Source organism: Pseudoalteromonas sp. S1612, assembly GCF_005887175.1.
GTDB classification, from domain to species: Bacteria; Pseudomonadota; Gammaproteobacteria; order Enterobacterales; family Alteromonadaceae; genus Pseudoalteromonas; species Pseudoalteromonas undina.
On the sequence record NZ_PNDH01000012.1, the window covers coordinates 33,396 to 46,219 of the forward strand.

A 12,824-nucleotide genomic window follows, 5' to 3' on the forward strand; every position below is an offset into this window, starting at 1 on the left:
GCTCACTTCCACAAGCTACGTGGGCTGAAAAGATAGGGTTGTATGCTTTTTATATAGTAATTTGTATTACAGGTTTTTTTAAAGCCAAAAAGTATTGTAAATAATAAAAACTAACAAGAACTTCAAACGGAAAAAACACAAGGAAATTTATGATTCAGTGCACTCGCTGTGAACATTAAAAAGATGTTTTTAGCTTTTCTTTATCTGCACTCCCATTTTACTTTAAATGTACAAATTGTAACCTTACATATTCAGCCAAGATAACGTGGCACTATATGATTGTGACGAGCTAAAACAGCCTTGTTTTATATCTTCCTCTAAAAGCGCAGCGTCTTTTCGCCCTCTTTGTGCATAAATCACTAAAAGACCTTACTTAGCAAAGAGAATTGAATAAGCAGAAAACACAGTAATAACGTTTACTCGCTCAGACTAAAAAAAGTCGTTAGTTAGCTTGGTTTTTGGCTATTTTTCATCATTTCTAAATAGCGTCCTTCAATGAATTTTTTCTCTTTTGTAAGGTGTTTAAGTGCGTACTGGGTTTTTTCTAGCTCTTGCTTTAATGTGTCTAGCTCCTCACTACTTTCTGGCCCGTCAGTTTGTAACTGCAATTGCTGTAGCAGTTGGTCTTGCTCTGCAATTTGCCTTTTATATTCGTTTAAAGTGTTAAGTAATCTTGTTTGATCGGGCGTTGAGGATGCATCTGCGTTTGATGTTTTATCACTATTTTCGCTTGCGGTTTTAAGCGCTTCGTAATCTGCTTGTAACTGGTCTTTTTCTTCTTGAAGCACAGTCACTGCATCATATTGTGCATAGAGTTTTTGACGGGTAACTTTTAATTTTTCAACACTTTTATCCAAATCCCCTTTAAGTTTGCGAATGAGCTTATGCGAGCGTTTTAATTTTTTATTGAGATCATCAATTAGCTGTTGTTCTTTTTCGGTAACATGATCTTTGGTTGATGAAGTAACCTCAGTCAATTGCTGTTGTAATAGCATTTGTACACTGATTAACTCAGCGATAGTTTTTCGATTATCGTTAACATAGCTCATAGCGTTTTCAACAGACTCTCTGCACATAGCTAACGTCGCATCATCCATTGTGCCGTTACTTTTAACCATGCTAAGTGCAAATGCCCTAAACTCTCTGAGTATCAGTAAAAGAATATAAAACCACGCGGCTAAAATAAGTAGCCCAAAATTTATAGCAATATAATGATAAACCTCTGGCGGAAATACGGCATATGGCATTATTTAGTTATCTTAAATTAAGTGTTTATTTACTAGAGTTTAGCGCTGTGAAAAAAATCTGCCATAATAACAACAACATTAAAAAAAAAGTTACCTGTGTGAAAATACTTATCGTGGATGATAGCCATGCAACACTTGAAATAGTACGCCGAGGGTTGGAAAAGTTTGGCTATCGGAAGTTATTAATAGAAAAAGCCAACAATGCTAAATCTGCGTTAACGCTTATTGGTAGTTGGCACCCCGATATTGTGCTTACAGACTGGCATATGCCTGATATGTGTGGAGTTACGCTATTACGTGCAATAAAGCAAAGGCAACTTAATATAATAGTAGCAATGCTAACCACGGTTGATGAAAAGTCTCAAATTGAAGAAGCTATTAGCTTTGGCGCATCTTTTGTACTGTCAAAACCTTTTACCGATGAACAACTTCACGATAAGTTATTACCTCTGGTTCAACTTGTAGAAAATAACGAAGTCATTCCTGATGAAATTGAATTAAATGATGATTTAGCGTTACCAAAACTATCGCAATTAGAACGTTTGTTTCATAAACATATAAGTCAGTCTTTAATCGTAAACACAATTCAACCGCAGGTATTCGATGAGTCTAAAGTCCCCTGTGTCATGGCTGTTTATGAGGATCCAAAAAGTCAAAAAGTACGTGCCATTGCCATACTTGATATTTATGCCGCGTGCGTAATGGCAAGTGGCTATAGCAGCTTGTCGGCTGAAGATATTAGTAACTCTATATTATCGGGCGTTGTAACGAATACAGCATTAAGCGCATGTAAAAAAGCGTTAACGGAAACGGCTTTTGCCTTTTTAGACAAACGAACACGCGTTAGTTTACAAATCAAAACGGTCAAAGTGATTACCACGCCTTTTCGTAAGCTCACTTTGCTGTATAAAACACCTGCTGAAAAGCGCATTGATTTTAGCTGCCAGCTTGAGGGGATGGCACAAGGTAAAATAATGTTGGTTGGCATTTAATAAATTAAACGTAACGTATTTACCTTTATCAAAGAAGTTTAAATTTAAAAACGCCCTGCTCCTACAAAAGCGCAGCGTCTCTGCACCCTCATGGTAAATAAATTACTTAAAAACCTTATTACACAAAGCCGAGTGTCAGTAAAAAGTTAAATATTAGCTCCCCCGAACCTCGTAGCCCGTATCCCGTACCCCGTACCCTAAGTTAGATTAATCGCTAAAAATGTTTAAACAAAAAAGGCGCTTCCGGTTAAGGTAAGCGCCTTTTGTTATTTTAACTGCTATTTATTTTACGATTTTCATTTCGTCTAATAGGTTTTGGGCGTTATCTACTTTATCCATTACCCACAGCATGTAGCGCGAATCTACATGAATCGAGCGATTTAGTTCAGGGTTGTAATCCCAATCACCAATAATGCTTTCGTACACACCGTCGAACAGTAAACCCACCAGCTCGGCATTGCCGTTAAGCGTTGGCGAACCTGAGTTACCACCTGTCGTGTCTACATTTGATAAAAAGTTAACTGGAACAGTATTCATGCCACCAGTGTAATCACCATAAAGCTTCGCTTTAATTTGCTCTTGCAGCTTTTTAGGCGCATTAAATGGGTCAACATCGGTGTTTTTAGCCAATAAGCCTTCAATTGAAGTAAACGGCGTAGCCACTAATCCATCTTGCGGAGAATAACCGCCTACCGTGCCGTAAGTTACACGTAATGTGCTGTTTGCATCGGCGTAAACCGGTTTGTTTTGCGCTTTGTTAAAGGCAATAATTGCACTCATTAACTCTGGGCGAGCAGCTTGTAACTTACCAGCCAAGGCTTTTGACTTATCTTCTTCGGTTTTCATCACAGCAAATATAGCTTTTGCATATTGCATAAACGGGTCTTGGCTTTGGTTAAGCTGACTTAGTGTTTGTTCAAATAATGAATTACGTACAATTTCATTATCTAGTCTTGATTTAGCGTACATTTCATCTAGCAATGCGCTTTGTTTTGCTTTATCAAAGCCGTTTTCTAAAACAAAAGCTTTATCAATTTCACTAAAACGCTCTGCTTTAGGTAATGCTGCATATTGCTCTAAAAAGTGCAGTAATATAGCTTTATCTACATTGGCATCAAAGCGACGTGACATACGCTCAAGAGAAGATTTAATACGCGGTAAATCGCGTTCTTGGTAACCTGATTCGCGCTCACTATTTGGCTTTTGTTTTTCAACCGCTAAGCGGTATAAACGACGTGCCGTGCTGATCATTTGTGAACGATGAACATAGCCTACCATACGGTCGCGCTCACTGTGCTCTTGCGATTGAGCTACTAATGCCGATAACTCATTAAGCACATTCCCGTAGCGCTGTTTACGCTCGCTATCGCTGTTTATCCAGCTTGTAAGCTCTTGTTCAAACAGTTTTTTACGCTCAAACATGGTGCCTTTTTTGAAGCTTTCAATCATCGAACCATAGTTTTTAATGTAGTTGTTGTAACCGGCTATGGTGCTTTCGTAAGCAATACGGGCTTTGCTGCCATCTTCTGAGTTTTCTTCAATTAGTGACACGTATTTAGTATTGTGCATGCGCGCTTTAGGGTAACTGTCGTTAAATACGTAATCAACCTCTGCCGCAATACGGTAACGATTAGTACGCCCTGGATAGCCAGTTACCATGACAAAATCGCCCTCTTGCACGCCTTTAGCACTTACACTTAAGTAAGACTCTGGCACGTACGGTACGTTATCTTCGCTGTACTCTGCTGGCTTGCCATCTTTACCTACATAGGCGCGGTAAAAACCAAAATCGCCTGTATGGCGCGGCCACATCCAGTTATCGATATCGCCACCATATTTACCTACGCCCATGGCAGGTGCATACGCTAAACGTACATCTTTAATTTCCAGCGATTTAATTAGGTAAAACTCTAAACCACCATGAAACGAATACACATTACAACGGTAACTGGCATCAGCTTCACACTGTGCAACGAGTGCTTTTTGATTTTTTTCTAACGCATCATAGCGTGCTTTTGCGCTTAGCTCGTTAGTGCCGCTAATCACTTTATCGGTCACATTGGTCACTGTTTCGGTTACGTACACACGTGAACCTGGCGCAGCTGGTAGGTCTTCAGCCGGTGTTTTTGCTAAAAAGCCATTTTCTAAAATGTTATTTTCAGGCGTTGAATTATATTGCACCGAACCATAAATACAGTGATGGTTAGTTACAACTAAGCCTTTTGGCGAAACAAACGAGGCTGTACAACCGCCTAAGCTGATAACCGCATTCATTGGAAATTCGGTTAATTTTGAAATTGAATCAACGCTAATTTCAAGCCCTTTGGCTTTTAAAATTGACTCAAGCTCTGGTAGTTGATGAGGTTGCCACATGCCTTCATCGGCATGGGCCGCAGAAGAAAGTGCCAGTGAACAGGTTGCTACCAACGTGGCAACAAGAGGTTTTAAACGCATTATAGAATCCCTTTTATTATTGAATCAGCAGATTACTCATTAAGTATGAGTCAGGTCAACTGCGCTGAGATAAATTGTTACAATATAGCGCTCAATAAACAAAAAAGGAGCTCAGGGTTTGTACCCTAAGCTCCTTTTTAAACAATATGATATACGATGTTAGTCGTCTTTTTTCACATCATTTGGATGCGCTACGCCCATCCATGCTTTAAACAGCGCTTTTTGCTCAGCAGTAGCATTTTTATTAGCGACTACTTTTTTAGGTTTATCGAAATCTTCAGACAACACAAGCTCAGTCGACATTAATGCATCACGGCGAATAAAATCAACAATTACCTTGTCTCCTGCTTTAAAGGTTTCTAGGCTCGCGGTTAAGTTTTTCCCTACATGCTTTTTGTTAATAGCGACGAGTTTATCGTCTGTAGTTAAGCCACCTTGCCATGCTGCGCCATCGCGGCGTACATGGGTAAGTGTTAGTAACTCACCAGTATTTTTAGTAAAGGCATCTAAGCTTGGTGTGGCCTTGGCTTTTTCTGGTAATTCAAAGCTTAAACCAACTTTTGCCAATAATTCATCAAAATCTAGGCTGGCTGGTGTGCTAACATTTTCTTGCCACCAAGCGCTGTAATCACGTCCTGATAGTTGCTTTAAAATAGCTAATACGTCTTGCTCAGTAAAACCCGCTGGTAGCTTATGTTGCTTATAAAGCTCGTTGTGTACGTCTTTATAGCTTATTTTACCTTGGCTTTTTTCAAGTAGGTCTATATCTAACGCCATCGACAATAACGAGCCTTCAAGATAAATATTAGTGCCGTAATTACGTGCATGATCGCCACCTTGATTTATCCATTTATCAAAGCTGGTTTCACTTGCACTTTGCACTTCACGACCAGGGGTAGTGAGGTGGCGATTAATGGTTTTACTAAAGTTCTTAAAAAATTCATCGGTGGTTTGAATGCCTGAGCGCACTAATAAATGGTCTTCAAAATAGCTGGTAGAGCCTTCGGCAATCCACAGCAATTTTGAATAATTAATATTAGTGTAGTCATATGGCGCAAGCCCTTTAGGACGGTATGCTTTTACATTCCAAGTATGAATAAATTCATGTGCCGCTGTACTGATAAAAGCTAAATAGTCTTCTCGTTTAGCAAAGCGATCACGTGGGCGTTGAATAATAGTTGAGTTTAAGTGTTCGGTTGCACCGCCCGCGCCCGATGTAGCATGCACCATAAATACATAACGCTCATACGGGTAGCTGTCCCAAATTACATTGCCCGTTGCCACTAGCTTTTTCAGATCGGTTAGCATCAGTTCTATGTCGTAATTACCTTCGCCCCACACCACTAGTTCATACTCACGGCCATCAACTTCAAAAGTACGCAGTTCATTAACACCGGTTTCTATTGGAGAATCAACTAGCACGTCGTAGTCACTGGCTTTAAAGCTGTGTTTATTTTTATAGTTTTCCATACCCGACACAGAGCGCCATGCTTTAGGTACGTTTAATTCAACCGTAACTGGCTCTTGGCGAAATGACTCGCTAAACATAAAAAAGCCCGATGCATCAACAAACGCATGGCTGTCGTCAATATGGCGAGCGCGCTTACCTAGCTCATTGGCATACACTTGGTAATCAACATTAACTTCAGTCGGCTCGTTTAAATGAACACGCCATGTGCTGTGGTCTATTTTTTCCCACTTTAATGCATTACCTTCATCGTCGCTGGCTTTAAAATAGCGAACGCCATTGGCAAGGTTTAAAATTTCATAGCGACCAGTACGCCATGCTGGCAGTTTTACATCTAAATATGATTGCGCCGTTTTAGGAAACTCTACATTTACATCACCTAAATGATGCTCTGGCTGAGAGATATTTAAAGCGTAGTTAACGTCGGCAAATGCTGGTGCTGAACAGGCAGCTAAAATTGATAAGGCAAGTAGCTTTTTCATGAAGGCTCTTTTTTATATAACGTATTGTTGTACCAAGATTAACAAGACCCATTTTAAAAGTGAATTAAAAGCGGTAAATGCACTTATAATTAAGATCGCTCGTATTTTGTTATTAAAAACATTAAGTTTTTGATCTCATACCTACTATTAATATGTTTTTGTTGTAAACTAAAACAATAGAGGTATTACGATGATGGTGTGTAGGTGTCTAGGAGCTCCAATACGGTGGAACAAAAACTAAAGCAAGCAATCGACAGTAGAAAAGTAATAGAAAGTGCTCGCCAACATCAAGTGAGTACGCTTTCTAATTTTGCAGCTAAGTTGTCTTTAAGCTGTAAGGGACTTGATACTGAGCTTGATAACCGCCTAGCTAAGTTTCGAAGCGCGTTAAACAAAGGAATGAGTTTTGAAGACTTTGCTCCTTTAGTGGATGATATTTTAGCTTTGCTTAAAAACCAAGAAGCCATTCAACTAGCACATCAACGCGACCTTTTTACCAGTGTACAAAATGCAGGTAAGCAATTACAACAAACCAAAGGCTTGCCTGACGATACCCGCAGAACACTGCGCCATTTGCTTGATAACGAGCTAGACGATATTCAATCTGTACATGGCTTTATTCCTATATTAAACCAGTTGATAACTTTTTATCATCAAGCCTTAATTGCTAAAAGCAACGACGCCTTTGAACCTCCGAACCTAAGTGCCCTCACTGAAAAGCTGTTTAAATTAGTCAGTCAGCTAGTTCTCGAAGAAGAAGCCAACGAAGCGTTGTATTTAATAAAAAAACGTATCGCTAAAAATAAAGCCGTAGACCAGCTACTTGATGCAGCAATTGATGTAATCACACTTATTGTACAAAGCATTCAAGTTGAGCGCGCGTCAGCACAAAGCTTCTTAACCTCTTTAAACCAAACACTCGGAGAGCTACATCGCTCATTAGTATCAACCAGCGAACATTCTGAATCGATGACTGTTGAGTTTGACTCAATTAATCAACGAATTGGTGAAAAGCTAAGAAATTTAAATACACAAACAAATAAAGCAACATCAATTACAGAGTTAAAGCAATTGGTTGAAAATGAGTTACGCTCATTAAGTGCTGATATTTTAGAAAAAGAGCAGCTAGAACAAAAAGATCGCCAAATTTTAATTTCTAGCTTTGCACAAATAAACGATAGAATTGGCAGTTTAGAAAACAAAGTTAGTAATTATAAGAAACGTTTGAATGAACAACGTTTTAAAAGTTTACTCGACAGTCTTACCAAATTACCTAATCGCGCAGCTTTTGATGAACGTTATAATCACGAAATCAATGTATTTAACGAACGCCCGTCAGACATAACCTTAGTGGTTATTGATGTAGACCATTTTAAATCAATTAACGATCGTTTTGGTCACACAGCCGGCGACATTACCTTGCAAGTGATTGCCAAAGCGCTGCAAAAATCGATTAGACAAACTGATTTTATTGCCCGTTATGGCGGCGAAGAGTTTGTGTTATTAATGCCCCGTACCTCACTTGAAAACGCCGTCGAGCATCTCGATAAATTAAGACTGTCGATTAAAAAGATCCCATTTAAATTTAAAGACAAGCAAATACAAATTACTGTTTCTTTAGGCGCAACCCAATTTGAAGAGGGTGATACGCCTCTAAAAGCATTTGATAGAGCCGATGAGGCTCTTTACGATGCTAAAAACTCAGGCCGGGATCGTCTGTGTATTAGTAAATAGTGTTATGCACTTTTACCCTTGAGTATAAGGCATAACTACGCAGTAAATTTACCCAAGAAGTTTCAAGGAGAATGTCGATGCTAATACAATTAAACCCTACAGGGGTATTAGATTTATTGTCGCAGCTAGAAGTAGACTTACTCGAGCAATCATCAACCAGCGAACGCTACAGACTATTTAGAAACTGTGTATTGGCCGTGCTCAATGTAGGCAGCCACACCGATGTAAGCAATGATATTTACGATAAACACAAAGATTTTGATATACGTTTGGTTAGCCGTGAACGCGGTATAAAAATTGAGTTAGAAAATCCTCCGCAAACGGCCTTTGTTGATGGCCACATAGTAACAGGCATTCATGAGCACATATTTTCGGTTATTCGCGATATTTTGTTTATTTGCCAAAAGTATGAAAAGAACCTCCAAGAAACTAAAGCCATTACCCATATGGTTTTTGATATGCTTAGAAATGCCGACGCGCTTAAGGTAAATAGCGAACCTAACATGATTGTATGTTGGGGTGGCCACTCTATTAACGAAGTCGAATATAAATACACCAAGCAAGTTGGCTATGAACTGGGGTTACGTGGATTAAATATTTGTACTGGCTGTGGGCCTGGTGCAATGAAAGGCCCAATGAAAGGCGCAACCATTGGCCACGCAAAGCAACGTATTACCAATAATCGTTATTTAGGTTTAACTGAGCCCAGCATTATAGCGGCAGAGCCACCCAATCCGATTGTAAATGAGCTGGTTATTTTACCCGACATTGAAAAACGCCTTGAAGCATTTGTTCGCACCGCACACGCTATTATTATTTTTCCAGGTGGCGCAGGTACAGCCGAAGAGTTACTTTATTTATTAGGTATTTTGTTACACCCTGAAAACGACAAGCAATGTTTACCTGTTATTTTAACTGGCCCTAAACAGAGCAAAGCTTACTTTGAAGAGCTTTGTAAGTTTATTCAAATGACTTTAGGTGATGCTGCACTGAGTAAATTTGAAGTGATTATTGATGATCCTCAATTAGTTAGCCAAAAGCTTAAATCGGCTATGAATGGGGTACGCGAATATCGTAAAAGCCAAGGCGATGCTTATTACTTTAATTGGACGTTGAAAATAGAAAATGATTTTCAGCAGCCTTTTTATCCAACTCATGAAGCTATGGCGTCACTTGATTTACACCTTGATCAACCCAAACAACAGCTTGCCGCTAATTTACGCCGTGCGTTTTCGGGAATTGTTGCTGGTAACGTAAAAGAAGAAGGTTTAAATGCAATTAAAGAGCATGGCCCCTATGTGCTAAGTGGTGAGCCTGATTTAATGAAAGCAATGGACAAGCTTTTACAAGCATTTGTAGAACAAGGTAGAATGAAACTTCCCGGAAGTAAGTATATTCCTTGTTATACAATAAAAGCGTGAGTTTATAATTGAATCCCCATTTACTCCTTATTGATGCGCTTAATTTAATTAGGCGCATTTATGCTGTTGATGCAAACCAAAGCCATCACAGCGACGAGCACATGTTAAAAGCCTGCTGTGCTCGGGTTGCACATGCATGCAAAAAACTTTTAACGACCACCAATGCAACCCATGCAATTGCGGTTTTTGATGGTGATAAAAGCTGGCGTTACCACTTTTATAAAGACTACAAACATTCGCGTGCACCTATGCCAGAGACCCTAAAAAACGCGTTACCCCATTTTAAAGCGGCCATTGAAGAAACCGGTATAGTGGTATTTGAACCGACTAACGATGAAGCTGACGATATTATTGCGACTTTAGCGCATAAAGCGGCTAATAATCAGATAAACAATACCATTGTCTCTACTGATAAAGGCTTTTTGCCTCATTTGAATGAGCATATTGAAGTATACGATTACTTTAAAAAGCAACACCTCAATGAAGAACACATTGAAGAGCGCTTTGCTGTCGCTCAACATAAACTCATCGACTTTTGGGCACTCGCAGGCGATAAAACCAACGACATTCCTGGTGTTAAAGGTATTGGTGTTAAATCCGCGCAGCAATTGGTTAATCAATATAGCTCTATTGAAGAAGCGCTAAATGATGAATCGTTAAATACGCGGCTACAAAAAAAGCTTAATGAAGATATGGATATGTTTGTTATTTCTAAGCAATTGGTGAGTTTGCGTACAGATATCCATTTAGGCTTTAGTTTAAAGCAGTTAAGGCTTAATTAGTCGCAAGTTAATAGCACTGTAAACTTGCAATACGTATACTAGCGATAGCTATTTTGGTCTGGGTTGGCAATGTTTAAAAAGTTTATTAGGTATTTAATATTAGGATTAGGTTTGTACGCTCTAATAGCTACGTCAGTTATTATGTTCTATAAAGACGATCCACAAGCTATGATTTGGCAAGACAGAGAAGCATTCAATAAACGCTATATCGAAAAATTGCGTTTAGAAGATACCTTTACGCTAAATGATGTGCTTGAATATTTAGGTAGCCCAGATTTAACCTATGCCAGGCGTGATGGCGAGCAAGTATGGCAGGTGGTTTTTTATCGTACCCAACATAAAACCTCAGACGGTATCACCACCATGGATGAATGTACTGGGTTATTATTTAAAAATGGCCAACTAATAATGTGGGGCCCAAGTGCTTATGAAAAATACCTTGAGCACAATGATGGGAAGATTTAATGGAAGCTCCACTGTCGGGTAAACTAAAAAAGCTATTCGAAAGCACGCAACTGCTTTTAAGCTCCCATAACAATAAAAGTCAGTGGCATACCTTCTACCCTCTTGTGTGTAAGCTTTCAGAGCAATACGCTGCATTATACAAACAAAACCCAGCGGCCTTGCAAGCTCAGTTAAATTTATATAAAACACATTATAGTTACGCAACCAATTTAGTGGTTAACCAATGTGTATTAACCTGTGCTTTGTGTCGTAGTCAAAACTACGACAACGATTTAACCGAGCTTTATATTAGTGCCTCATTAGTTGAACACCTTTGTGTTGCCAAACAATTAAATAAGTTAGCTCAACAGCAGACGTTTAACGAAGCCGATAAAAAAATGTGGCAGTTACGCCATAAACTTGCAGCCAAAGTATTATTAACGGCTAAACAACCCGCGCACCAAATTGCTCATATTTTGGCAAAATTAGGCAAATACAAACACGCATTATTAGATACACCTAAAATTATGCTTTATGACGGTGCCAGTGTGTTAGTTTCTTTAGCTAATATATTAGCACTTAACGTTACTTGTAATGAAAAACAACAGCACATAAATTTTTATAAAGCGGTCGCTGATTTATATATAAGAACTCCAAACTCATTTGCACAAACGTTATTAAAAGCGCTAGTTGCACACGTTGGACAATATGTACCTGGCAGCCAAGTCGTGTATGCCGACCAAGCTATGGTTTATTTAGCCACGGATATGCAAGGCCGACATATTATAGTTAATAACGCCAATACTAAAATGGAATGGTATCGTATTAAAGCGTCCTTAATGGATGACTCAAAAGCATGGGAATGCAATGATAACCGCTTATTTTTAAAAGTATGGGACAGTGAATATCTTAATATCCCGAATAGTGAACTCTCTGCACAAGCACCCTTGTACCAATTAGTTAAACAAATAAAAACGCAAAAAGAATACAGCTTTAAAGCTTTGAACACCTTACTTACCCCCTACCCTGACGTTATAAAGTCAGTATGCTTAGCAGTAAAGCACTACAACAAAGAGCTATTACCCGCTAAAGATTTAAGACATAGTTTATCTATGGTAGGTTACGATAAAGCACCGGCTATTATTCAAGGGGTGGTGTTTGAACAATTAGTAAATAGCATTGCTCATCCTCTACATGCCTTTTTATGCACCCGTATTAGTTGTTTAGTTAATATTTTAGAGCTATTAGTAAAGCATAATCCCCGCGTTCAAGGTGAGCGTATTAGTTTAAGCTTATATGCTTACTTATATTATGTGTTGATACATTACAGCGCAGATGTTTCTAGAAAAATCACCATTGATCAAACACCGAATAAATCTCTCGATACACCTTTTAGTACATTTTTTGGTGTAAACAACGTAGATGCCTCTCATTTAAACAGTGAGCTTAACGAATTACTTAGTGGCGACCCATGGGCGTCGGCTTTATTAAATGCAGAGCAATTGCCTAAAAAGCAGCTTGATGATGCTGGTCAATTATGGGCGGCATTAAAGGTAGTGGCACAACGCATACTTAAACCTAACCAGCCATTAACAGCATGGCAACAGCAAATATTAAATCAACAACTTAGTCGCCATGGTTGGCAAAGTGAAGTCGATTTTAATCAATCGCTGCTGGGCTTAGGGCTACACAATAGTATTTAGCTGACTTATTACCACTATAGCTCAAGGTTATACCCTGTATTCATACTATAAACTGGCAAAATGAGAGATAAATTGGTATAAATGCCGGCTCAAATTT

At 38.9% G+C, this 12,824-nt stretch carries 9 protein-coding genes; 6 read left to right on the forward strand and 3 right to left on the reverse strand.

From position 1 onward, the window contains the following. Window positions 1–446: 446 nt before the first annotated feature. On the reverse strand, window positions 447–1,247 hold the full coding sequence (locus CWB78_RS05630) for a hypothetical protein (RefSeq protein WP_010388888.1): 801 nt from the start codon (window positions 1,245–1,247) through the stop codon (window positions 447–449). A 98-nt stretch (window positions 1,248–1,345) separates the two neighbouring features. On the opposite strand from CWB78_RS05630, the gene CWB78_RS05635 reads away from it, so the two are divergent. Next, on the forward strand, window positions 1,346–2,239 hold the full coding sequence (locus CWB78_RS05635; RefSeq protein ID WP_075170202.1) for a response regulator: 894 nt from the start codon (window positions 1,346–1,348) through the stop codon (window positions 2,237–2,239). Window positions 2,240–2,521: 282 nt separating this feature from the next. Here the strand turns inward: CWB78_RS05635 and CWB78_RS05640 are convergent, their stop codons facing one another. Both CWB78_RS05640 and CWB78_RS05645 read right to left on the reverse strand, forming a co-directional pair. Continuing rightward, window positions 2,522–4,693 (reverse strand): S46 family peptidase, encoded by a 2,172-nt coding sequence (locus tag CWB78_RS05640; RefSeq protein WP_138594580.1) that lies wholly within the window; start codon window positions 4,691–4,693, stop codon window positions 2,522–2,524. Between the two features lie 159 nt (window positions 4,694–4,852). Further along, window positions 4,853–6,643 carry a M61 family metallopeptidase gene (locus tag CWB78_RS05645; RefSeq protein ID WP_138594582.1) on the reverse strand — a complete coding sequence of 597 codons (1,791 nt, stop codon included), beginning with the start codon at window positions 6,641–6,643 and terminating at the stop codon, window positions 4,853–4,855. Between the two features lie 225 nt (window positions 6,644–6,868). On the opposite strand from CWB78_RS05645, the gene CWB78_RS05650 reads away from it, so the two are divergent. The 5 genes from CWB78_RS05650 (at window position 6,869) to CWB78_RS05670 (ending at window position 12,727) form a co-directional block, all read left to right on the forward strand. Further along, window positions 6,869–8,377, forward strand: a complete 1,509-nt coding sequence (locus CWB78_RS05650; RefSeq protein WP_082360132.1) for a GGDEF domain-containing protein — start codon at window positions 6,869–6,871, stop codon at window positions 8,375–8,377. 77 nt (window positions 8,378–8,454) lie between these two features. After that, on the forward strand, window positions 8,455–9,798 hold the full coding sequence (gene ppnN, locus CWB78_RS05655) for a nucleotide 5'-monophosphate nucleosidase PpnN (protein ID WP_054201618.1): 1,344 nt from the start codon (window positions 8,455–8,457) through the stop codon (window positions 9,796–9,798). 8 nt (window positions 9,799–9,806) lie between these two features. Beyond that, window positions 9,807–10,580: a flap endonuclease Xni gene (xni, locus tag CWB78_RS05660; protein ID WP_054201619.1), complete on the forward strand. Its 774-nt coding sequence runs from the start codon at window positions 9,807–9,809 to the stop codon at window positions 10,578–10,580. Window positions 10,581–10,649: 69 nt separating this feature from the next. After that, the gene (locus CWB78_RS05665) at window positions 10,650–11,045 is read left to right on the forward strand and encodes a DUF3192 domain-containing protein (protein ID WP_033104226.1); all 396 of its coding nucleotides are present in this window, start codon (window positions 10,650–10,652) and stop codon (window positions 11,043–11,045) included. Next, window positions 11,045–12,727, forward strand: a complete 1,683-nt coding sequence (locus CWB78_RS05670) for a hypothetical protein (protein WP_138594584.1) — start codon at window positions 11,045–11,047, stop codon at window positions 12,725–12,727. Before CWB78_RS05665 ends, CWB78_RS05670 begins: the two co-directional genes overlap by 1 nt. The last annotated feature ends 97 nt before the right edge of the window (window positions 12,728–12,824 follow it).